Source organism: Streptomyces sp. NPDC002156 (assembly GCF_053593675.1).
Window position 1 is genome coordinate 56,144 of record NZ_JBSFDA010000018.1, and the last position, 22,158, is coordinate 78,301.

Annotated in this window: 17 protein-coding genes and 1 pseudogene; 9 read left to right on the plus strand and 9 right to left on the minus strand. The window is 72.4% G+C overall.

All coding sequences use genetic code 11. The annotated features are described in order from the left end of the window. Window positions 1-71: 71 nt before the first annotated feature. The 6 genes and pseudogenes from ACWCRB_RS11020 to ACWCRB_RS11045 form a co-directional block, all read left to right on the plus strand. The gene (locus tag ACWCRB_RS11020) at window positions 72-3,227 is read left to right on the plus strand and encodes an AAA family ATPase (RefSeq protein WP_450995762.1); all 3,156 of its coding nucleotides are present in this window, start codon (window positions 72-74) and stop codon (window positions 3,225-3,227) included. A 136-nt stretch (window positions 3,228-3,363) separates the two neighbouring features. Further along, the gene (locus tag ACWCRB_RS11025) at window positions 3,364-3,615 is read left to right on the plus strand and encodes a hypothetical protein (protein WP_450995763.1); all 252 of its coding nucleotides are present in this window, start codon (window positions 3,364-3,366) and stop codon (window positions 3,613-3,615) included. Window positions 3,616-3,687: 72 nt separating this feature from the next. Further along, window positions 3,688-4,578, plus strand: coding sequence for a nuclear transport factor 2 family protein (locus ACWCRB_RS11030; RefSeq protein WP_450995764.1), 891 nt, complete (start codon window positions 3,688-3,690; stop codon window positions 4,576-4,578). A 211-nt stretch (window positions 4,579-4,789) separates the two neighbouring features. Continuing rightward, on the plus strand, window positions 4,790-5,551 hold the full coding sequence (locus tag ACWCRB_RS11035; protein WP_450995765.1) for an SDR family NAD(P)-dependent oxidoreductase: 762 nt from the start codon (window positions 4,790-4,792) through the stop codon (window positions 5,549-5,551). 60 nt (window positions 5,552-5,611) lie between these two features. Continuing rightward, complete coding sequence (locus tag ACWCRB_RS11040) at window positions 5,612-7,108, plus strand: MFS transporter (RefSeq protein ID WP_450995766.1); 1,497 nt, start codon at window positions 5,612-5,614, stop codon at window positions 7,106-7,108. Between the two features lie 134 nt (window positions 7,109-7,242). Then, window positions 7,243-7,947, plus strand: a pseudogene (locus tag ACWCRB_RS11045) (sensor histidine kinase); the annotation flags it as partial. Between the two features lie 101 nt (window positions 7,948-8,048). On the opposite strand, the gene ACWCRB_RS11050 reads toward ACWCRB_RS11045, so the two are convergent. The 3 genes from ACWCRB_RS11050 to ACWCRB_RS11060 all read right to left on the minus strand — a co-directional run bounded on the left by ACWCRB_RS11050 (window position 8,049) and on the right by ACWCRB_RS11060 (window position 11,381). After that, entirely contained in the window at window positions 8,049-9,065 is a 1,017-nt protein-coding gene (locus tag ACWCRB_RS11050) for a TAXI family TRAP transporter solute-binding subunit (protein WP_450995767.1), read from the minus strand. A gap of 172 nt (window positions 9,066-9,237) precedes the next feature. Further along, complete coding sequence (locus ACWCRB_RS11055; RefSeq protein WP_450995768.1) at window positions 9,238-10,701, minus strand: sensor histidine kinase; 1,464 nt, start codon at window positions 10,699-10,701, stop codon at window positions 9,238-9,240. A gap of 11 nt (window positions 10,702-10,712) precedes the next feature. Further along, complete coding sequence (locus tag ACWCRB_RS11060; RefSeq protein ID WP_450995769.1) at window positions 10,713-11,381, minus strand: response regulator transcription factor; 669 nt, start codon at window positions 11,379-11,381, stop codon at window positions 10,713-10,715. A 180-nt stretch (window positions 11,382-11,561) separates the two neighbouring features. On the opposite strand from ACWCRB_RS11060, the gene ACWCRB_RS11065 reads away from it, so the two are divergent. Genes ACWCRB_RS11065 through ACWCRB_RS11075 form a run of 3 tightly spaced genes read left to right on the plus strand, consistent with a single transcriptional unit; the run spans window position 11,562 to window position 14,918 of the window. Next, window positions 11,562-12,587, plus strand: a complete 1,026-nt coding sequence (locus tag ACWCRB_RS11065; RefSeq protein ID WP_450995770.1) for an amidohydrolase family protein — start codon at window positions 11,562-11,564, stop codon at window positions 12,585-12,587. Between the two features lie 5 nt (window positions 12,588-12,592). Then, window positions 12,593-13,513 carry an amidohydrolase family protein gene (locus tag ACWCRB_RS11070; protein WP_450995790.1) on the plus strand — a complete coding sequence of 307 codons (921 nt, stop codon included), beginning with the start codon at window positions 12,593-12,595 and terminating at the stop codon, window positions 13,511-13,513. A 46-nt stretch (window positions 13,514-13,559) separates the two neighbouring features. Further along, window positions 13,560-14,918, plus strand: coding sequence for an MFS transporter (locus ACWCRB_RS11075; protein WP_450995771.1), 1,359 nt, complete (start codon window positions 13,560-13,562; stop codon window positions 14,916-14,918). 58 nt (window positions 14,919-14,976) lie between these two features. Here the strand turns inward: ACWCRB_RS11075 and ACWCRB_RS11080 are convergent, their stop codons facing one another. From ACWCRB_RS11080 to ACWCRB_RS11105, 6 genes are all read right to left on the minus strand, one after another. Continuing rightward, window positions 14,977-15,972, minus strand: a complete 996-nt coding sequence (locus ACWCRB_RS11080) for a CU044_5270 family protein (protein WP_450995772.1) — start codon at window positions 15,970-15,972, stop codon at window positions 14,977-14,979. Then, a complete protein-coding gene (locus ACWCRB_RS11085; RefSeq protein ID WP_450995773.1) occupies window positions 15,969-16,685 on the minus strand; it encodes an RNA polymerase sigma factor in 717 nt (238 codons plus the stop codon). Before ACWCRB_RS11085 ends, ACWCRB_RS11080 begins: the two co-directional genes overlap by 4 nt. 66 nt (window positions 16,686-16,751) lie before the next feature. Then, a complete protein-coding gene (locus tag ACWCRB_RS11090) occupies window positions 16,752-16,877 on the minus strand; it encodes a hypothetical protein (protein WP_450995774.1) in 126 nt (41 codons plus the stop codon). Further along, window positions 16,874-18,826, minus strand: a complete 1,953-nt coding sequence (locus tag ACWCRB_RS11095; RefSeq protein ID WP_450995791.1) for a serine/threonine-protein kinase — start codon at window positions 18,824-18,826, stop codon at window positions 16,874-16,876. The genes ACWCRB_RS11090 and ACWCRB_RS11095 overlap by 4 nt, the downstream gene beginning before the upstream one ends. 227 nt (window positions 18,827-19,053) lie before the next feature. Beyond that, the gene (locus tag ACWCRB_RS11100) at window positions 19,054-19,719 is read right to left on the minus strand and encodes a response regulator (protein WP_450995792.1); all 666 of its coding nucleotides are present in this window, start codon (window positions 19,717-19,719) and stop codon (window positions 19,054-19,056) included. Further along, window positions 19,704-22,070 (minus strand): histidine kinase, encoded by a 2,367-nt coding sequence (locus ACWCRB_RS11105; protein WP_450995775.1) that lies wholly within the window; start codon window positions 22,068-22,070, stop codon window positions 19,704-19,706. The genes ACWCRB_RS11100 and ACWCRB_RS11105 overlap by 16 nt, the downstream gene beginning before the upstream one ends. Between the last annotated feature and the right edge of the window lie 88 nt (window positions 22,071-22,158).

The following is a 22,158-nucleotide window of genomic DNA, read 5'->3' on the forward strand; positions in this document are numbered from 1 at the left end:
GCTGAGCAACGGGGGTCAACCAGATGCTAACCGGCCGCGTCCTACCGGTGGTGACGACAGGGAGTGGGGCCGTGTCCGGCAGAGACGCCGAACTGTCGGCGGTCGACGAGGTGTCCGGACGCGCTCTGTTGCTGGTCGTGCGCGGACAGTCCGGCATGGGGAAAACGACCCTGCTGAAGGAAATCCACCGCACGTGGCGTTCCCGTGGCCCAGGCATCGTACGGATTCACTGCTCCGCCGCAATTCCGCGGTGGGATCTGTTCGGCGCGCGTGCGGTACTGAAAGGGTTCCGGAACGCCTTTCCCGACCTCGGGGATTCGCCGCCGGCCGATGCGATGGCGGCGGTGAACCGGCTGTGCCGGCCGGAGAGTTACGGCTCCGCCCGTGCGCGGTCCACCCTCTTCGCCGAACTGGTACGGCTTTTCGGACACCTCAGCGGGAGCGCTCCCGGCGCGGTACTGATCGACGACGTGCACGCGGCTCCCGACCCGGCGCTCATCGTGGCGGCGGCCCATCGTGTCGGCTGCACGGTGGTGGCGACGTATCGGGAGGACGGGTGGGGTGCGTGGCCGACTGGGGTGGGGGCGGGGGTGGCCTCGTTGAGCGGCTTCGCGGATCGGGTCGTCGACCTCGGTCCGCTGCCGGAGCACCGGATCGACGCCCTGCTGGCCGACGCCGCCCGCGAGCCGCTGGACGCGGCCCTGGTACTCGCGCTGCGCGCCGCGCTGGGCCCGCTCGCCGGAAACCCGGGCACCGTCCTGGACACGTTCGAGGCGCTCCGCCTCGACGGGCGCCTCGTCCGGTTCCAGGGGCACCTGTGTCTGCGCGGCCCCGCGACCGGATTGGCGCTGCCCGTCGACCACCCTCTGGTGCGGCGGGTCGCGGAGTGCGGTGACACGGGCAGGCAGCTGCTCGCGCTGACCGCCTCGGCCGGCCGCTTCGCCATGGACGACCTGCCGGACTTCGCGGCGGCCACCGGCCACGAGCTCGGCGCCTGCGGCCACACCGTGGACCGTCTCGTGACCGTCGGAGCACTGGTCTGCGACGAGTACGGGGTCCTGCGCGTCCCCTGCCCGGCGCTGGTGCCCGCCGTACTGCCCGGCACGGCCCGGGGCGAGGCGGCCGAGGTGCACCGCGTGCTCGCCGAGCACCTGCTGCGCGGCGGGCGCGTGCCGTCGCCGGACCCGATGGTCACGGCCGAGCACATCGCGCTCGCCGGCTCGGCGCTGCCGGCCACCCCCTCCGCCGTACCGCTCCTGGAGCGCGAGGCCGCACGGGTACTGCCGACCTGCTCCACCATGGCCGCCCGCTGGTACCGGGCCGCCCTACGGCACTGCGAGCCGGGCAGCCAGGCACACTCGCGCGTCCTGGCCACCCTGTTGCCACTGCTGATGCGGATCGGCGACTACGAGGGGCTCGCTGCGGCGGTGGGGGAGGCGGTGCGCGCCGACTCGGACTCCGACGGCAACGGCAACGGTGGCGGTGGCGGTGGCGGTCGCCGACGTGCGGAGTTGGCGGCGTACGCCGCGCTGGCCGCCGTACACACCGGGTGCCCGGTGGCGGAGGGGGTGCGTGAGGGTCTGGCCGACGGCGACGGCCGGGCGGCCGGTGGAGCGACGGGCGGTGGAGCGACGGGCGGTGGAGCGACGGGCGGTGGAGCGACGGGCGGTGGAGCGGCGGCCAACGATCCGCCAGCCGGTGGACCGATGAGCGGCGAACGGGCGGCCGATAGACCCGCAGGCCGCGAACCGGCGAACGGCAAGCCTGCGGCCGATGAACCCGCAGACAGCCAACCGGCGAGCCGCGAACCGACAGCCGACAAACCCGCGGGCGGTGAACCGGCGGCCGATGAACCGGCAAGCCCCGCGCTGGAGTTCGCCGACCGCTGGTCCACCGGCCGGGAGCCGCTCCGGGCGAGCGAGGCCGGCACCGCCCTCTCCTGCCTCCACCCCGACAGCCCCTCCGAGGACGGCGCCCACGAGGCCGACCCCGACCGTTTCGGTCCCGCGGTCCGTGCACCGGAAGCCGATGAACCTGTAAGCCCCGCCCTGGAGTTCGCCGACCGCTGGTTCAGCGGGCGGGAGCCGCTCCGGGCGAGTGAGGTCGGGGCCGTCTTCTCCTGTCTCCGCCCTGGCTGGACCCCCGAGGACGGCCCGCCCGGCACGGAGGGGACGAGTGCCGACCGGCTCGATCCGGTCGGCCTCTTCCGGCAGGTGGTCGGGGTGGCGGGCTACGGTGAACCGGTCACCGGGCCGCTGGCCGCGTACGCGCGGATCGTGCGGGACTATCGGGACGGGGACTGGGCCGGGATCCCGTCCGGGGCCCGTGCGCTCGAGCTGGCGGGGCCGTACCGGACCCCCGTTCACCGTGCCGTGCGGCTGATCGCCGCGGAGGTGTACTCGACCGTGGGTGACTTCGAGCGGAGTGCCGCTTGGCTGGAGCTGGAGCTGGGGCTGGGGTTGGGGCTTGCGGGGGGCGACTGTCCGTTTCCCGCGCTGCGCACCTGGGCCGCCATGGGGCTCGCCTACCGGACCGGGCAGTGGGAGCGTTGCCGGGAACTGGGGTGGGCCTTCTGCGAGGAGCCGGTGGAACGGGCCGCCGAGGGAAGCTCGGTGGGCATCGACTGGCTGCTCGTCCGGCTCGCGTTCGCGCAGTGGGGGAACGGCGGTCGCCAGGTGCTGCTGCCCCGGCTGCGTGAGCGGTCGGAACAGTGGTACGGCCGGCTCGGCGGTACCGGGCTCCAGGCCGCCTCGCTCATCGTCCGCGCCTTCGCCGAGCGCGATGTCGTCAGCGCGCACGCGGCCGTGGACATCCTGCGCGAGCACGGCGGGCGGAGCGAGCTGCTGCGGGCGTGCATGACCGTCGCGTTCCTGGCCGACGACCCGCGTCCCTGGCACCAGGAGGCCCACGACATCGCCCGGAGCCTCGGCGACGGCCTCCACCGGACGTTGATCACGGAGTCGATGCGGGCGTCCGGCACGGCTCCGGCCTGCGACGACGCCGATCGTGACGGCTCGGTCGGTCTGTCCGGCCTGGAAGGACGTATCACCGCCCTGGTCGGGCGCGGACTGACCAACCGGCAGATCGGCAGGGAACTCCAGGTGAGTGAGAAGACCGTCGAGAACAACCTCACCCAGGTGTTCGCGAAGACGGGCTGCCGCTCCCGGCTGGACCTGGCCCTGGCCGTGATGGAGGGCCGTCTCACCGGGCTCCTCCGGCGTTCGTGAGGGATTCCCCCCGGGAAGCGGTCGTGCCCTCCGGCCAAGTGGACTACTCCACCAGGATGTCCGACAGAGGCGCACATCCGCCTCACAGCACGACCAGCACACACCAGCACGGAGGTACGGCACAACCCCCCACCCGGTGCCGAACGAGCCCTGGCGGCTCGCCCTCGGCCTGAGCCGGCCCCGGCGCGACGTCCACGACGCCGGCGACCGACCCATCCACGTCATCGGCGGCAACGATGTCATCCACGTCGTCGGCGTCAACGACTCGATGGGCCCCCGCGGACCCCGATCCGCCATCAACTTCTGTTCCCCACTGGGGAGTTCACCGCCGGAGCTGAGCGGAGCGGATCTCTGTCCTGCTCACGGTGGCGTGCGGCTCCTCTCGTGAGCCTCCCCCACTCCCCCACACCCCCCACTCCCCCACACCCTCGGGGCTTCCCGCCCCCCAGAAAGGAAGATCATGAAGGACCGGGCCAAGGTCGAGGACCTGCTCGTGACGTCGGATCTGCAGGTGCAGACCTCGGAGACCGCGTGGAAGCACGTCCACGCCGAGTACGTCGACATCATCGACGACATCCTGGCGACGCTGGCGCCGAGCGGCCCCTACGCGTACACCGTCAGCCCCTCGGTCGAGGAGGGCAAGGAACTCCCGACCCAGCGCATCGTCACCACGTTCGAGGAGATCGCCGCGTCCTACCGGGGCATGCACCGGTATGCCGCCGTGGTGGCGATCCGTCCCGTGGCCGAGATCAACTCCTCCTGGTACACGTTCGTCAGCGGCCGGGGCCGCGGGCGCCTCAAGACGACCGGTGAGGAGAGCGAGCGGCCGGTCGTCGTGATCTTCCCGACGATGGGCTCCGAGGGCATCACCGGCGAGCTGTTCTGGGGCAGGACCCAGCAGGACAGCATGCCGGGTGACCCGGCCGACGGGGTGCTGGCCAGCCGGTACTCCGTGGCCGAACTGCACGGGACGCTGCTCGACGCGTACCGCAAGGGCGATGTCGACGCGATCGTCGAGAAGGCGCACCCCGAGATCCAGGGGGGTGTGCGTGACTACGTGTCGCATTCCGGGACCCTGCCCGAGATGCACACCAAGGACGATCTGCGGGCCCACCTCGAAGCCTTCTACGACGCGTACTCCGTCCGCTCGATCGAGGTCGTCCAGCGGCACTTCGACGACTGGTTCTTCTTCCACGAGCTGCGGTGGACGGTCGAGGCACGACAGGGCGCGAACTCCGGGCAGAGCTTCCGCTACCACACCGCCGAGTACGCCGAGGTGTCGGCCGCCGGGCTCGTCGTCGCCCACATCGGCCACGGGACGGACCAGATCAGGCTCGGCCGCCGACCGTAATACCCCGATATCCACCTGCATCACCTGCATCTCCTGCATCACCTGATATTCCACCCCTCTGACCGGGGGCGCCCTGAGCGGGGGTGCCCCCACCGCGCCGCGTCCCGTGGGGACGGGGAACGGCGCTTCCTTCGGGCCCGGCGGCCGGGGCGACCCATGTCCCGCCGCCGGGTCCGAGGCAGACCGAGCCGGCCGAGAAGGAGCACCCAGCATGAGCACCGGCCTTGAAGGACACAGCGTCATCGTCACCGGTGCCGGGTCGGGCGCCGGCCGGGCCACGGCCGTACGGTTCGCGCGAGAGGGCGCGTACGTGCTGGTCGCGGACGTGAGACGGGCGGGTGCCGAAGACACCGTCAAGGCCGTCGCGGACGTGGGCGGCACAGCCCTCGCGGTCGTCGGCGACCTCAGCGACCAGCAGATCGTGCACCGGGTCGTCGACACCGCCGTCGAAGCCTTCGGTGGCGTGGACGTCCTTGTGCACAGCGCCGCGATCCTGGACCGGATGTCGGTCGTCAGCGAGACCGACGACGCCGAGTGGTACCGCGTCATCGAGGTCAACCTGACGGCACCGTTCCTGCTGACCCGCGCCGTGCTGCCGCACATGATGGCCGAGGGGCACGGCTCGATCGTCTTCACGGCGGCCGAGGCCGGTCTGCGCGGCAGCATCGCCGGGGCCGCCTGCACCGCCGCCAAGCACGGCGTCCTCGGCCTGGTCAGGTCGCTCGCCGTGACCTACGTCGGCGTCGGCGTCCGTACGAACGCCATCGCCCCCGGCGGCACCGGGCCCGACCTCTCGGTCGCCGCCCGGCCCGAGACCCACGGCGACAACGTCCTCGCTCCCCGGTTCGGCGGCATCGGCCGTATCGCCACCGCCGAGGAGCAGGCCGCCGCCATCGTGTTCCTCGCCTCCGACGCCGCCGCCCACATCAACGGCACCGTCCTGCCCGTCGACGAGGGCTGGACCGCCGCCTGACGGCCGGACCGTCCGCCCTCGACTCCCGCGAAACCAGCAGTTCCAGAAAGCGAGTTCCTCATGGCCACGATGAAGTCCGAACCGGCCGGCGAGTCCGGCGAAGCGGGCGGCGAAGCGGGCGCCGATGTCGCCGGGCTGGTGGCGGTGCTGGCCTTCGCCGGGATCGTCGTGTCGCTGATGCAGACCCTGGTCATCCCGATCCTCCCCTCACTGCCCAGGCTGCTCGACGCGTCGGCGTCGAACACCGCCTGGGCGGTCACCGCCACGCTGCTCGCCGCCGCCGTCGCCACCCCGGTCGCCGGCCGGCTCGGCGACATGTACGGCAAGCGCCGCATGCTGCTGGTGAGTCTCGCCCTGCTGGTGACCGGTGCGGTCGTGTGCGCCCTCAGCGACTCCCTGGTCCCGATGATCGTCGGCCGTGCCCTCCAGGGGCTGGCCGCCGCCGTCGTCCCGCTCGGCATCAGCGTCATGCGGGACGTACTGCCGGCCGAGCGGCTCGCCGCGTCGACCGCGCTGATGAGTGCCTCGCTGGGCATCGGCAGCGCTCTCGGCCTGCCCGCCGCCGCCTTTCTCGCCGACCGGTTCGACTGGCATCTGCTCTTCTGGGCCTCCGCCACGCTCGGTACCCTCGCCGCCGTACTCGTCACGGTCGTCGTGCCCGAGTCCACGGTCCGTACCGGCGGACGCTTCGACCTGGTCGGCTCGCTCGGGCTGGCGGCCGGTCTGGTCTCCCTGCTGCTGGCCGTCTCCAAGGGCGGCGACTGGGGCTGGGCCAGTCCCGCCACGCTCGGCCTGTTCACCACCGCGGTCCTCGTCCTGCCGGCCTGGGGCCTCTACGAGCTGCGCACCGACCAGCCGCTGGTCGACCTGCGGACCACCGCCCGCCGTCAGGTGCTGTTCACCAACCTCGCCTCGGTGGCGTTCGGTTTCTCGATGTTCGCGATGTCCCTGGTGCTGCCGCAGGTGCTCCAGCTGCCCGAGGGCACCGGGTACGGCCTGGGCAAGTCCATGCTGGCCGTCGGTCTGGTCCTGGCTCCGCAGGGCCTGGTGATGATGACGATGTCCGCCGTGTCGGCACGCCTGACCAGGGCCAAGGGCCCGAAGACCACGCTGATGTGCGGCGCCGTCATCGTCGCCTGTGGCTACAGCCTGAGCCTCGTGCTGATGTCCGAGGTCTGGCACATCACGCTGATCGCCTGCACCATCGGCGCGGGCATCGGCTTCGCCTACGGCGCCATGCCCGCGCTCATCATGGACGCCGTACCCGCCTCGGAGACGGCCGCCGCCAACAGCCTCAACACGCTGATGCGGTCGCTCGGTACGTCCTTCGCCGGGGCCCTCGCCGGTGTCGTCCTCGCCCGGATGACGACCGACTTCGGCGGCTATCCGCTGCCCGCCGAGAACGGCTTCAAGGTCGTCATGGCCATCGGCGCGGGCTCAGCCGTCCTCGCCTTCGCCGTCGCCTCCTTCATTCCCCGCCGGAACACCACCGCGCAGGAGGGGCCGGCGGCCGACGGCCCGGCGGAGGCCGCGGAGGTCAGCCGGGCGAAGGCCTGAGGCATCGCGCGCACGGCTCCCCGCGGTCGCCGTCGGCGGAGGATCCCCACCGACCCCGACCCAGACCCCGACCTGACCCCGCCCCCGGCGCCGAAGGGAACGAGCTCGTGACCAGGACCAGGACCGTCGTCCTCAGCAGAGCCCTGCTCAAGCTCAAGACCGTCCGGCCGAGGGCACGGCTCGTCGAGCCGGTACTCGTCGAGCCGGCCGCGACCCGGGCGGGGGCCGTCGCGGCGCACAGCGCCGAACTGCGCCGTATCGAACGGGACCTGCACGACGGCACCCAGGCCCGGCTGGTCTCGCTGTCCCTGCGGATCGGCCTCGCGCAACGTGCGTACGACCGCGATCCACAGGTCGCGCACCGGCTGCTGGAGGACGCACAGGAGCAGGCCCAGGAGGCGCTGGCGGAACTGCGGCACATCGTGCGCGGCATCCACCCGCCGATCCTCACCGACCGGGGGCTGGTCGGCGCGGTGCGGGCGCTCGCCGCGAGCAGCGGACTCGACGTCACGATGCGCGTGGACGGCCTGGAGGACAGGCCGGGGTCCGGACCGCGGGTGCCGGCCGCGGTAGAGGCGGCCGCGTACTACGTCGTGGCCGAAACACTGGCGAACGCCGCCGGGCACGGAACCCGACGGGCCTCGGTCCGGCTTGCGCGAGTGGGTGCCCGGTTGAGGGTCGTCGTACGGGCCGAGGGGAGGGGAGGTACGGAGGAGGCCGACGGCCCGTGTCCGCTGGGGGTCCGCCGCAGGGTCGCCGCGCTGGCCGGGACGGTGACCGTGACCGGCCCCACCGGGGGCCCGACCGTCATCGAGGTGGAACTGCCGTGCGTGTGGTGACCCGAGCCGGGGAGACGTTCTGGTCAACCGGGCAGTGAGCGGTACGCCGCAGGGTCGCCGCGCACGCCCGGACGGTGACCGTGACCTGAGCCGGGGAGACGTCAGCCGTGCAGTGAGCGGTACGCCGCTACCGCACCGGGGTGCAGGGGGATGCCGCCCGTGCCGATCAGGCTGCCGACGTCCAGGAACTGGGTGCCGACGGCGTTGTCGGGGACGAGGGCGGTGGCGCGGAGGACCAGCAGGCGGGTCAGCGCGTCGGCGACGGCGCGGGGCAGGTCGGGGCGGCACACCAGCAGGTTGGACACGCCGATGGTGGCGACTCCGCCCGCTGTCCGGTACGCGCTCTGCGGCAACGACACCTCCTCCAGACCGGAGCCGGCCAGGCCGTCGCGGCCACCGAGCCCGGGCAGCAGACCGGCCAGCGGCAGGAACCGCAGGCCGGGGCGTACGTCGAGACCGGAGAGGACGGGCAGGGGCACACCGCCCGCGACCAGCAGGGCATCGACCGACCCCGCCCGCATCGCGTCGGCCGCGTCGGCCAGCGGGAGGTGCCGTACGGGGACGTCGGCCCCGGGGGAAAGGCCCGCGGCGTGCAGGATCCGTTCGCCGAGCACGGCCGCGCCGGACCCGACCGCGCCGAGCGAGACGGTACGCCCGGCCAGGTCGGACACCGCACGCACGGGCGAGTCGGCGCGGACGACGAACTGGAGATAGGTCTCGTACACCCGGCCGATCGCCCGCAGGGGCACCGGGCGCGGGAAGAGGGCGGTGCCCTGGGCCTCCCGCGCGGTGTCGGTGAGGACCAGGGCGAGATCGGCGCGACGGTCGCGCAGCAGCTCGATGTTGGCGACACTGCCCGCGGTGGTGCGGACACTGCACCGCAGGCGGGGATACGCCGTTTCGATCTCCGCCGCGAGGAGGCGGCCGAACGCCTCGTAGAACGCCGTCGGTTCCCCCGTCGCGAACCGCAGAACACCACTCGGCCCGGGACGCTGCCGTGAGACGTCGCCGGTGAGTGCGCCGCCGAGCACCGCGGCGGCTGCCGTGCCTAGGGCGGCGTGGAGGAGGGTGCGGCGGTCGACGGGGAGGGGACGGGTACGGGGATGGGCACGGGTCATCGCGCACCACCGTGCGGGTTCCCCGGGACGGTGGTCCCGGGGAGGCCCGGGCCGAAGTCGGTGCTGGCGCTGGCGCTCGTGCGGGGACCGGTGCTCGTACCGGAGCCGGAGCCGGTGCCGGGAGCGGGAGCGCCCCGCCCCACCGCCGACCGACAAGCCCCGACGCGCCCGTTCACCACGCACCCCCGGCGCCGCAACCGGCGCCGCCACCGCCACCGCCGCGGACACCGTCCGCCCCGTCGGACTCCGCCCGCGGCACAACCACCCTCGCCCGCAACCCCCGTGGCCGCGCCGCCTCCAGCTCCAGTCGGCCTCCTCGCCCCGCCAGCAGCTGTTCGGCGATGGCCAGCCCCAGCCCCGTACCCGCTGTGCCTTCGTGCCGTTGGCGGCCCGCGCGCCAGAATCTTGTGGTGGCCAGGGCTAGTTCCTCTGTGGCGAGGCCGGGGCCGTCGTCCGTCACCGTGAGGACTGTGACGGGGCCTTCGGTCGTGCAGCTCAGGGTGATCTCGGCGCCCGGGCCCGCGTACTTGATCGCGTTGTCCAGCAGGATGTCCGTGATCTGGGCGAGTTCGCGGTCCGTGCAGGCTGCCGGGGACGGGGACAGGGACGCCTGAAGGGTCAGGTGGGCTCCGGCGCCGTGGGCTACCGGCTCCCACAGGCCGTACTGGGCCAGCGCCACCGCCGCCGCGTCGCAGCTCGCGTCCGAGTCGTCGGTCACCGTCAGTTCGCCCGCCCGGTGTTCGGCCGTGGCGAGGGCCAGCATGTCGTCGAGGAGGGTTTCCAGGCGGTCCAGCTCGGTGGTGACCCCCGTGTACGTGCGGTCTGCGGACGCGGGGAGGTGGGTGTGCAGCGCGTCGACGCGGAGCCTGAGCGCCGCCATGGGGTTGCGCATCTGGTGGGACGTGTCGGCGACGAGCCTGCGCTGCTGCTCCAGGGCCGCCGTGACCGTACGGGCCATGCGGTTGAAGCCGGTCGCGAGCTGGCGCAGTTCGGGCGGGCCGCCGGCCCTGGTCTGTTCCGGCGGGAGGCCGGCCGCGAGTTGCCCGACCGCCCGGTCGAGGCGGCGCAGTGGACTGACCACCCATCCTGTCGCCGCCCGGGCCAGGACCGTACAGGCGACGGCGACCAGGGCCGTACCGGCGAGGACGAGTGCCCAGCGGCGGGTGATGTCGTCCGCCGCGGTGCTCACCGAGGCCCGCAGGACGACCGCCCCGGAGACCCGGGTGCCCGTGCCGGCCGGCTCGGCGAACATACGGGACCCCCGTGACCAGGGACGCAGCGCGCCCCCGGGATGCTCGGCCTGGTTGCGCAGCGCCGCGTCGAGCAGCCGGGCCACGGCGGGGTCGGCGGCCCGCATGCCGCCGGTCTGGACGACCGGGCTGCGGTGGGTGTCGATGACGACGAGGGGTTCCCCGTACAGCTGGGTGTAGCGCCGCGCCTCGGCGACGACGGCCGAGGTGTCGCCGGTCGCCGCGGCCTGGTCCATGAGGGACGCGAAGCGGTCGAGGTCGGCACTGCGGGCGAGGACCAGCTGCTGGGTGCGGTCGGACGCGGTGAACAGCAGCAGCGGTACGGCGAACGCTGCCACCGCGATCACGACGAACAGCAGGAGCGCTGCCTGGACCCGGGTGCGCACGCCTCGGCCTCTCAGCTCTCGTGGTCCCCGAAGCGGTAGCCGAAGCCCCGGATCGTGGTGAGCAGCTCGGGGCGGCGCAGTTTGGCGCGCACCTGGGTGAGGTGGACGTCCAGGGAGCGGGACACGGTGTGGGAGGCGTCGCCCCACACCTCGTCCAGCAGCTGCTCGCGGCTGACCGCGGTGCCCGCGCGCCCGGCCAGCACGGCGAGGATGGCGAACTCCTTGGCGGTCAGCTCGACCTCCGCCCCGCCGACCCGGACCCGGTGTGCGTCGAGGTCCACCTCCACGTCGCCGGCGCGGACCGTCCGTACGGCGGAAGAGACCTTCGCCGCGCGCCGTCTGGTGACGGCGTCGATGCGGGCCAGCAGTTCGGCGAGACGTACCGGCTTGACGAGGTAGTCGTCGGCGCCGAGCCGCAGTCCGCGTACGACGGAGCGCTCGTCGCCGCGCGCGGTGAGGACCACGACCGACATGTCGCTCACGGCCCGCAGGGTGCGCAGCACGTCGAGACCGTCGGTGTCGGGCAGGCCCAGGTCGAGAAGGAGCAGGTCGGAGCTGCGGTGGTAGGTCAGTACGTCCCTGCCGTAGCGGACGCGTCTGGTGACGTGACCGTGGTCGTACAGGACCTCGACGAGCGCCGCGGCCACGCCGTCGTCGTCCTCTGCCAGCAGTATCTGCATCCTTCCCCGCCTCCTTTCGGCCGCTCCCTGACACCTCCGTCCGCCGAATGTAGACCACACCGGCCGCGCGCCCGCCGGAGTGTTAAGGGGAGGTTAGTTCTGCGTTCGGTCCTCTCCCCCGGGGGTGCGGGGCGGGGTCAGGCTGCACGGCACCCAGCACAGCCTGAGAAGGACGCCGTAATGATCATTGACTGTCACGGTCACTACACGACCGCCCCGCCGGCCCTGGAGGCGTGGCGCGATCGGCAGATCGCCTCCCTCACCGACCCCTCGGCCACTCCCGCCCGCACCGATCTGCGCATCGGCGACGACGAACTGCGCGAGACCATCGAGCCGAACCAGCTGCGGCTGATGGACGAACGCGGCATCGACGTGACGGTCTTCTCGCCCCGCGCTTCGTTCATGGCCCACCACATCGGGGACTTCGACACCTCGGCCACCTGGGCGGCGATCTGCAACGAACTCTGCTACCGCGTCAGCGAGTTGTACCCGCAGCGCTTCGCACCCGCCGCGATGCTCCCGCAGTCGCCCGGCGTCGACCCCGCCACCTGCATCCCCGAACTCACCCGCTGTGTCGAGGAGTTCGGCGCCGTGGCGGTGAACCTGAACCCCGACCCCTCGGGCGGCCACTGGACCGCGCCGCCGCTCACCGACCGCTCGTGGTACCCGCTCTACGAGAAAATGGTGGAGTACGACATCCCGGCGATGGTCCACGTCAGTACGAGCGTCAATCCCGCCTTCCACACCACCGGCGCGCACTATCTCAACGCCGACACCACGGCGTTCATGCAGCTGGTCCAGGGCGACCTGTTCGCCGACTTCCCGACCCTGCGCTTCGTCATCCCGCACGGCGGCGGCGCGGTGCCGTACCACTGGGGCCGGTTCCGGGGACTCGCGATGGCGCTCGGGAAGCCTCCGTTGGAGCAACACGTCCTGGGCAACGTCTACTTCGACACCTGCGTGTACCACCAGCCCGGCTCGGACCTCCTCTACGAGGTCATCCCGGCCCGCAACATCCTCTTCGCCTCGGAGATGATCGGCGCGGTCCGCGACATCGACCCGTGCACAGGGCACCACTTCGACGACACGCGCCGCTACGCCGAGGCGGCGAAGCTGCCCCCGGACGACCTGGCGGCGATCCAGGAGCACAACGCCCGCGCGGTGTACCCCCGCCTGGACGCGCTGCTGAAGCGCCAGGGCCGGTGAGCGAGATGAACATGCTCTCTCCTAAGAGTCCCAACTGGCTGGACTGGTACGAGGATCCGTCCAAGCCAACCTTCCAGCTCCCGCCCGGGACCGTCGACGCGCACTGTCATGTCTTCGGCCCGCAGGCCGAGTTCCCCTTCGCGCCGGAGCGGAAGTACACGCCCTGCGACGGCGGCAAGGACGAACTGTTCGCGCTCCGCGACCACTTGGGCGTCGCCCGGAACGTCATCGTGCAGGCCACCTGTCACGGCGCGGACAACAGCGCCATGGTCGACGCCGTCCGGGCGGCCGGCGGCAGGGCGCGCGGCATCGCGACCGTCCGCCCGGACATCACCGAGGGCGAGCTGCTCGCGCTCGACGCGGCGGGCGTACGCGGGGTGCGGTTCAACTTCGTACGGCGGCTGGTCGACGCCTCGCCCGAGGACGACCTGCGCACGATCGCGAGGAAGGTCGCCCCGCTGGGCTGGCACGTCGTCCTGTACTTCGAGAGCGTCGATCTGCCCGAACTGGAGGGATTCTTCGGGGAGTTGCCCGTTCCGCTGGTGGTGGACCACATGGGCCGCCCGGACGTGACCCAGCCCGTGGACGGGCCGCAGTTCACCCGGTTCCTGCGCTTCGTCGACGCCAACGACGTCTGGGTGAAGGTGAGTTGCCCAGAGCGCCTCAGCGTGACCGGGCCCCCGGCCCTGGACGGCGAACGGCACGCCTACACCGACGTCGTCCCCTTCGCCCGCCGCGTCGTCGAGGAGTTCCCCGACCGGGTGCTGTGGGGCACCGACTGGCCCCACCCCAACCTGACCACCCATATGCCGGACGACGGCCTCCTCGTCGATCACCTGCCGCACATCGCGGTCACCGACGAGCAGCGGCACAAGCTCCTGGTCGCCAACCCGATGGGCCTGTACTGGCCCGGCGAGGACTTCTGACATGACAACCTCCGACACGACACCTTCTGGCGCGACACCTTCTGGCATGGCTCACGCGAACGCGCTGAACCGGCTGGACCGGCTTCCCGTCTCCCGGTTCCACAAGGTCACCCTGCTCGCCGTCGCGTTCGCCTATTTCTTCGAGTTCGCGGACATCAACAGCTTCGCCACCACCGCCCCGAAACTGATCAAGCTGTGGGGCATCACGGTCGACCAGATCGCCTACGTCACCTCCCTCTCGTTCGTCGGCATGTTCGTCGGGGCGATCGTCGCCGGGTCCATCTCCGACCGGTGGGGCCGTAAGCGGGCCCTGCTCTGGACGACGCTGTTCTTCGGCGTCTTCTCGTTCGCGGCGGCCTTCTCCTGGGACCTCGTGTCCCTCGGCGTGTTCCGCGTCCTGACCTCGGCGGGTCTGTCGGCGATGACCGTCGTGGGGGTCGTCTACATCAACGAGATGTACCCGTCGGCGATCCGCGGCAAGTTCCAGGCGTACGCCATCGTCATCGGCATCTGCGGCACGCCCGTCACCAACCTCATCGCCAGCGCGGTCGTCCCGCTCAACGACTGGTCGTGGCGGCTGGTCTACGTCTGGGGCTCGCTGGGCATCCTGCTCGTCCTGTTCACCCGGCACCTCAAGGAGTCACCGCGCTGGCTGGAGAGCAGGGGCGAGCACGCCAAGGCGGACGCGGTCCTGAGGGAGATCGAGGCGAGCGTCGCCGCGGAGCACGGCCCCCTCGCCGAGCCCGCACCCCCGGTCCCCGAGACCCCGTCGGCGAAGGCGCCGCTCCGCCTGCTCCTCCAGAAGAAGTACCTGTACCCCACCCTCCTCCTCACCGTCCTGTGGATGACACAGACCATCGGCTTCTTCGGCTACTCCAGCTGGGCGCCCACGCTGCTGGCCAAGGAGGGCTTCAGCGTCGAGAAGTCCGTCTTCTACGTCGCCCTGACCACGGTCGGCGCACCGCTCGGCTGCTATCTGGCGTCCCTGGTCACCGACCGGTTCGAACGCAAGTGGTGCCTGGTCGCGTTCGGCACGGTGATCGCGGGCTGCGGCCTGCTGTACGGGCTCACCTTCAACCCGGCCCTCATCATCGTGTTCGGCTTCCTGGTGAACCTCTTCGAACGCGGCTACACGGCCCTCGCCTACGCCTACTCCCCCGAGCTGTTCGACACCCGCAGCCGCTCCCTGGGCACGAGCGTCTCGTACGGCCTCGGCCGCCTGTCGAACGCCGCCGGCCCCCTGATCGTCGCGGCGCTCTACAACGGCCACGGCTACCAGAGCGTCTTCTACTTCATCGCCGGCACGTGGCTGGTCGGCGCGATCGTCCTGGCCGTCTTCGGCACCCGCACCCGCTCGACCCGCCTCGCCGAGGCGGAACGGCAACGGGTGGGGGTCCCCGCCTGAGACGGGGACCCCGGTCCGAGTCAATGGCGAGACGGAGCCGCTCTCCGAGAACAGGGAATCATGCGGCCGGCGTCTCGCCTGTCTCGTCCGCGACCCCCACATCCAGCAGCGCCTCGTCCGTCGAGCCCAGGAAGGCGAGGGAGTTCTTGTCGAAGACCCAGACCGTGCGGTCGTCCCGCTCCTTGAACGTCAGGCCGATGCCGGGGCGGCCGGTGTAGTCCTTGGCGTCGGGGACGACCGAGACGCCCGGGATCTTCGCGGCCGCCCGGTAGAGCGCGGCGTCGAGTTCGGGCAGGAGTGTGGCGTCGGGCAGCAGGTCACCGATCTTCTCCAGGGCCGCGCTCTGCCTGGTCTGGCCCTCACCCTTCGTGCTGGCGTAGATGTTTTTCAGGAGCGCGTCGGGGTCGGTGGGCAGCGCCTGGAGCTCGCGGTACGTGGTGACGTTCGGGTCGGGGCTCAGCCGCGTGTCGTGCGTGCCCTTGGAGTACGAGGAGAACGGGTCTCGGGGCCGGGACGGCGGACCCACCAGCACCGTGACCCGGCGCAGTCCCTCGCGCTTGCCGTCGACGGCGGTCCAACTCGCCTCGCGCAGGACCCGGATGTCGTTCTCCGAGAACTTCATGGAGCCCTGGGTGCGGACATAGATGTACTGGTCGTCCCTGACGGGCACGGACTCCTTCGTGGCGGCGACCTCGGCGATGCGATGGAGGAGGTCGACCGCGTCCGCATCTGTCGTGACCTTCTCCGACCCGTCGGCGCCCACGACTACAGCGGCGGCGACTATCGCTGCCGCCGTGGCCAGGGGTACGGCGATGGCGGCGAACCGGCGGCGGGGGGCGCGCGCTCGTCGGGCGGGCGTCGTCGCGACGTCCTGGAGTGCCGGGAGTGCCGGGAGTTCCGGGAGTTCGGGGAGTTCCGGGAGTGCCAGGGCTGTCGGCTCGGTGAGTTCTCGCATCAGGTGGTCCTCCAGCAGGTCGTGGCGGTCGTTCGTCAGGACCGGCTCGCCCGGGCTCGGCAGCAGCCTGGCCAGTTCCTCGCGCTCTTCGGGGTTCATCGGCGGTTCTCCTGAGTCGTCGACCGGGCCGTTTCGGGACGGCCATCCGGTACCTGTCCGGTGCGCGTGCCGAGTCCCGGCTTTTTCCGCTGAAGCTGCGGGGGAACATCCGCGGACGTGCGCCGGGCCAACTCCGCCTCCGACAACGTCCGTAGCCGCTGCCTCGCCCGGGCCAGCCGCGACCGTACGGTGCTCGCGGGCACGCCGAGGGCCTCGCCTGCGGCCGCGTAGCTCAGGCCCGACCAGACGCACAGGGCGAACACCTCACGCTCGGCTCTGCGCAGCCGGCCGAGCGCGGTCTGCGCGGCGGCGAGCCGCTCGGCCCTGTCCATGCGGCCGACGACGTCGTCGGCGAAGTCGGGCAGGGTGTCACGGTCCGCCGGGCGGCCGGGGAGCCGGGCGAGCGCGGCGCTGTGCCGGCGGGCGGCGCGGCGCGTGTTGCGCAGGACGTTGGTGGCGATGCCGTACAACCAGGGGCGCAGTCCGTCGCCTTCGGACGCGTCGGCGTCCGGGGCCGCCTCGGCCTCGGGTCTCAGTTTCTCCCTGAGCCGCCAGGCTTCCAGGAAAGTCAGGGACACCACGTCCTCCGCGGTGCCCCGGTCGGCCGACAGACGGGCGGCATGTCCGTAGACGGCACGGGCATGCGCGCCGAACAGTTCGGCGAAGGCTTCCGGATCGCCGGCGCGTATCCGGTCACGCAGGGAAGGTTCCACAACCAGCCCTGTCCGCTCGGCACTTGTCGTCTCTGTGGCGACGATCACAAGGGGGGTCGGCCACGGTCAACAGCGGTGCGCGTCGGCCTGCTCGCCGCCGTCCAGGGCCTGGCCCCGGACGAGGTGCCGCGGCTGATCGACGCCGCCGTCACCGCCCGCTCCCCCGGCCGACTCCCCGTCCGGCCACGTCACCGCTCCCGCAGCCCCTTCGCGATGTTCTGTACGACGACGGTCGCGAACTCCCTCGCGGAGTCGCACAGTTGGCCGGTCGGTTGTGGGGCGTACACCGTCAGTTGGAACAGTTCGGTGGTGCGGTCGCCGGACGGGTTCGTGTAGGTACGGTGCGGGGTCCGTACCGTGCAGCTGTCGTCCTCGATCTCGTTCGCCCAGTAGTAGCTCCGCGTCCCGGCGACGTCCAAGGGTGTTCCGTCGTCGGCGTCCAGGGAGTTGTCCCGGCTGAACTGGACCTCCACCTCGCGGTTGCCGTCGTCGCTCGACCAGTCGCAGGCCCAGGAACCGAAGCTGCGGTCCTGGTTGTCCGCCTCGACGCCGGGAAGCCGCTTGAGCGCGGTGGCGTCCAGCAGGGTGCAAGTGTCCAGGCGGGCAAGGGAGTTCGCCGCCGGTGACGACGAACGCCGGGGTACCGGGCCGTCGGCCAGCACGCCGACCACGTGGTCGGTGGCGGCGTCGGCCATCTCGCACGGGTCGGGCGCCACTTTGGCGAGCTGCTTCCCGATGACGCGGATCTGCTTGCCGTCGACGGTCAGGACGGCCCGCTCGCAGGCCCTCCCGTCCCGTTTGAGGGTCACGACCGTGAGGCCGCCGGTGAGGCGGGTCGACAGGACGTCGTCGAAGTCGTCCCGGTCCGAGTCGAGGTTGACCTGGACGTCCGCGTTGTCGTCACCGCCGTTGTTGCGGACGAGGACGTCGCAGCGGTCGAACTCCCCGTACTCCGGGTCGAGTACGGTGCCACCGAAGCGACCCAGCGAGGCGGCGTCGAGCAGCCCGCAGGGGTCCGCCGTACGCTCGTCGCCGATGGCACCGGCGGGCGCCGTGGCCGACGGTTTCGCGTCAGCCACGCCCGTACGACCCCCCTTGCCGCCCTCGCCCTCCGAGGCCCACGGGCCGAAGAGGACCAGCCCGGCCGTGACCGCGCCCGCCGCGACCAGCGCCACCGCCGTGATCGCCAGAGGGCGCCGGCGTCGGCGTACGGGCCGTGGCAGCTGAAGCATGAAAGGCGTGAAGTCGCCCTGGCGGCGCAGGAGTCGAGGCAGCCGGAGCGTGCGCGAGTCGAGGTCTCCTGTACGGCTGTCGTGCAACTGCTCCTGTATGTGCGGGGGCGGAGGTGCCGCGCGCGTCAGCAGCTGCTGCGCCCTGGCGGCGTCGGGCCGGCGCCGCGGCTCCACCTCCAGCAGGGCGGTGAGCGGTTCCTCCAGCGGGCCGGCCCGGTGCGCGGGCTCGATGTGCCCCTCGACGGCTCGGGCCAGGTAGGCCATGAGGTGTTCGGCCTCCCCGTACGGCGACCGGCCCTCGACCGCCATGAACAGGGAGGCGCCCAGGGAGAACACGTCGGACTTCTCGCCCGCGCGCTGCCCCTTGGCCAACTCCGGGGCCAGATACCGGGGTTTGCCGCGCACGCTGCCCGTCGTGCTGTGGGTGACGTCGCTCGTCAGGGCCCGTGAGATCCCGAAGTCGGTGAGTCTCGCGATGCCTTCGCCGGTGACGAGGATGTTCTCCGGCGTCACATCGCCGTGCACCACGCCCTCGTGGTGGGACTTCGCCAGCGCGGCCGCGATCTGGCAGCCGATCGACCCGGCCTCCTCGGGCGTGAGCGGGCCACGCTCGGTCACGATCTGGGCGAGGCTGCGCGAGGGGACGTACTCCATGATGATCCAGCAGGTGGCGCCCTCGTCGACGAAGTCGAAGACGCCCACGATGTTCGGGTGGTGCAGCCGCCCGGCGTTGCGCGCCTCGCCCATGAGCCGCCGCGCGGCCCGGTCGTCGTCCAGGCGGGCGCACTTGACCGCGACCCGCCGTTCGAGCCGCTCGTCCCAGGCCAGCCAGACGACGCCCATCCCGCCGCTGCCGATGGGCTCCCGCAGGAGGTACCGGCCGGCGATCCTGTCCCCGGCCCCCGGCATCACCAGCACCGCTCCACCCCTCGCCCCCACCGATGGTCCTGCCAGACGACGGAGTGTACGCAGCCGGAACTCGACAGTGATCGCCTTCACCGGACTCCGCGCGGACCCGCCCAGAACCCCCACAGCACGGCCCGTTCACGCCCCGCCGGGGACCTCCTGCCCGGCGCCGACCGCGCCGCCAGGAGCCTCCCCGCCCGGCGCCGACCACCCCGCACAAGGGCCCGTACTCAGGCCCTGCCCCGCGGCCTGACCAGCCCGCTCTCGTACGCCAGGATCGTCGCCTGTACGCGGTCCCGCAGGCCGAGTTTGGTCAGCAGGGCGTTGACGTGGGTCTTCACCGTGCCCGTGGTCACTCCGAGGGCGGAGGCGATCTCGGCGTTCGTCAGGCCCGAGGCGATGTGCAGCAGGACGTCGTTCTCCCGGGGTGTGAGCGAGGACAACTCGCCTGTCACCGACGGTGGTTGCGGGGCGCCCTGGGCGAAGGTGTCGATGAGGCGGCGGGTGACGGTCGGGGCCAGGATGCCCTCGCCGGTGGAGACCACGCGGATCGCGGCCAGCAGGTCCTCGGGGAGGGCGTCCTTGAGCAGGAACCCGGAGGCCCCGGCGCGCAGTGCCTCGTACACGTAGGCGTCCAGGTCGAAGGTGGTCAGGACCAGGACGCGGGGGCAGGGCTCCTGCGCGGTGATGAGACGGGTCGCGGTGAGGCCGTCCATGCCGGGCATACGGATGTCCATCAGGACCAGGTCGGGCGCCGTGGTCGCGGCGAGTTCCACCGCCGACGCCCCGTCACCGGCCTCGGCGACCACCGTCAGATCGGGTTCGGCGTCCACGATGGCGGCGAATCCTGCGCGGACCACCGCCTGGTCGTCGACGACCATCACACGGGTGGTGATGACGGGAACACCTCCTGGACGGGCTCCCGCGGACTCGGGCGCGTCGACAGCAACACCCGTACCGTACCGGTCCGTTCGAAGGTGATGCTGCCTGTTCCGGTCCCCACCTGCGCCTTCAGGGCTTCGGCCACGGGGCCCGTCACGGCCGGCGGTACGCCCTTCACCGTGACGCGCAGGGTGTTCCGGCGTCGGCGCAGTGTGACCCGTACCGGGCCCCGGCCGCCCGCGTCGAGCGCCGCCTCGACCATCCGGTACGCCGACCGGGTCACGGAGGGCGGCAGGTTCCGCGCGGCCCCCGGCAGGCCCCGCAGCGTGACGTCCCGGCCGGCGGCGCGCATCGACCGGCACAGTGTGTCGAGGTCCGCCGCGGTGGGCGCCGGAGCGAGCCCCGGCCCGGGAGCCTCCTCCGGTTTCCCCAGGCTGTGGAGAAGTTCGCGCATGGCGGCCAGGGCCGCACGGGCACCGGCGGCGACCTCCTCCAGCCGTCCCTGCCGGGCCTGTTCGACCAGTGCCGTCGTGGGGTGCAGGACAGCGTCGTGCAACTTCGCCGCCAGCCGGCGCCGTTCGGCGTCCGCGGCCCGTTCCGCATGCCACAGGGTGCCGGCCAGCGCGTAGTCGTCCCAGGCGAGGATGCGCAGCCGTCGGCGCCGTACGCCGAGCCCGGCGCCCCACAGGGCGGCGAACACGCCGGCGAACAGCACGGTCAGCGGGATGAACATCACCAGGGCGGTGGGCCATATCGAGGTCTCGTCCATCAGCCTGCCGTCCGCGCCCGCCGTCACGACCAGGGTCCCGGCGAGCGAGACCGCCGCCACGCACCACGCGGGCCAGGTACGGGCGGCTCCCCGGCCGTAGACCGCGACGGCGTACACCGCCAGGAGTTCCGCGAGCATGCCGCCGGCGAAGAACTCGGACACCCGTGACGGCAGACCGGCCACGGCGACCGCCGCCGGCCACAGCCACGACGTGGCAAGGATGCCGAGGAGCGCCGGCCACGGAGCGCGCCGCCGCCACAGCAGCGGCACCGCGTGCGCGGTCAGCAGCGCGGCCAGGAGGAGCAGGTCAGGGAGCGCGGCGCGCAGGCTCGTGCCCGTCCACTCCTCCACCGTCACCAGGGCGAACACCAGGGGGAAGAGCGTCGCCGTCAGCACCAACGCGGGGTCGGCCAGCCGCTGTTCCCGCAGCACATCGCGCCGGGCGGCCTCCTGAGGTGCGCCCCACGGCCCCGTGACGTCGGGCAGTGTGGCCCGCACCCGCCAGCCACCGCCGGGTGCGGGGCCGGCCGTCAGTTCCCCGCCCACGGCCGCCGCCCGCTCCTTCATCCCCGCGACACCGCGTCCCGAACCGAGCCCGCCGACACCGTCCGGCACCGCGCCGCGCGGGGGCGCGTTGTCGACGGTGAGTTCCAGTACGCCCTCCCCGCGCACGACGCTCACGTGCGCCGCCGAACCCGGGGCGTACCGCAGGGCGTTGGTCAGGGCCTCGCGGACGATCCCGTGGACCGCCTCGGCCGCCGGACCGGCCAGGTCGTCGGGGAGTACGGCGTCGATCGGACGGCCCAACCGGCCGAATCCGGCGATGAGTTCCTCGATACGGGCCGTCATCGGGCGAGGGTCGGGGCGGTCCGCGTCGCGCAGCAGGCCTACGAGCCGTCGCAGCGCCGTCAGGGTCTCGGTGCCGGTGCGTTCGGCGAACGTCAGCGCCTCGGCCGTCAACTCCGGCCTGCTGTCGCCGAGTCGGCGTGCGGCGTCGGCCGTGATGACGACGGAGGTGAGGTGATGGGCGCTCACGTCGTGCAACTCGCGGGCCAGCCGCTGCCGTTCGGTGTCGCCCGCCCGCCGCCGGGTCTCCTCCGCGCCGGCCAGCCGCCCGGCCGCGAGCGACCGCCCCTTGAGCCACTGTCGTCGCCCCTCACCGAGCCCCACGCAGACGGCGTACACGAGCGCGCCGAGCACCAACTCCGCGGCGAGCGCGGGCCGGACCCCGAGGTGGACGAGGGAGTGGAGCCACTCGACGCCCACGGCGGCGGCGAGCGCGCGTACGGTCACGGGGACCGGGCACCGGACCGCGACCGAGTACAGCGCGATCGGCGTACCCAGCCCGAAGTAGCCGTCCTGCCAGGCCAGTTGACCCACGAAGAGGGCGCCGAGGCACCAGGCCAGGGCCCGGACCGGTGTCTGCCGTCGTCGGCCCAGCGCGGCCGTCTCGGCGGCCACCGCGCCGAGTACTGCGACAAGTGTCGCCGCCCCGGGCACGTCCGCGCCGGCCAGGCCGGCTCCGGGCCACAGCCAGGCGAGCTGTGCGGTCGCGAGCAGCGCGGGGAGCAGCCAGTTGCGTATCGTCGTCTCCATCTCGGCACGAGCGTAGGACCAGGGCGCTACGGCCGGCACGGGACCCAGGTCACCAGGGCGCTCTTGACGCTCCTCTACCCTCCGACAG

Bases quoted from the DNA above. Each gene is read 5' to 3' on its own strand.
- ACWCRB_RS11040 (WP_450995766.1), top strand. From the start codon at position 5,612: ATGGCCACGATGAAGTCCGAACCGGCCGGCGAGTCCGGCGAAGCGGGC.
- ACWCRB_RS11035 (WP_450995765.1), top strand. From the start codon at position 4,790: ATGAGCACCGGCCTTGAAGGACACAGCGTCATCGTCACCGGTGCCGGG.
- ACWCRB_RS11095 (WP_450995791.1), bottom strand. From the start codon at position 18,826: ATGCCGGGGGCCGGGGACAGGATCGCCGGCCGGTACCTCCTGCGGGAG.
- ACWCRB_RS11050 (WP_450995767.1), bottom strand. From the start codon at position 9,065: ATGACCCGTGCCCATCCCCGTACCCGTCCCCTCCCCGTCGACCGCCGC.
- ACWCRB_RS11105 (WP_450995775.1), bottom strand. From the start codon at position 22,070: ATGGAGACGACGATACGCAACTGGCTGCTCCCCGCGCTGCTCGCGACC.
- ACWCRB_RS11060 (WP_450995769.1), bottom strand. From the start codon at position 11,381: ATGCAGATACTGCTGGCAGAGGACGACGACGGCGTGGCCGCGGCGCTC.
- ACWCRB_RS11030 (WP_450995764.1), top strand. From the start codon at position 3,688: ATGAAGGACCGGGCCAAGGTCGAGGACCTGCTCGTGACGTCGGATCTG.
- ACWCRB_RS11075 (WP_450995771.1), top strand. From the start codon at position 13,560: ATGGCTCACGCGAACGCGCTGAACCGGCTGGACCGGCTTCCCGTCTCC.
- ACWCRB_RS11070 (WP_450995790.1), top strand. From the start codon at position 12,593: ATGAACATGCTCTCTCCTAAGAGTCCCAACTGGCTGGACTGGTACGAG.
- ACWCRB_RS11080 (WP_450995772.1), bottom strand. From the start codon at position 15,972: ATGAACCCCGAAGAGCGCGAGGAACTGGCCAGGCTGCTGCCGAGCCCG.
- ACWCRB_RS11065 (WP_450995770.1), top strand. From the start codon at position 11,562: ATGATCATTGACTGTCACGGTCACTACACGACCGCCCCGCCGGCCCTG.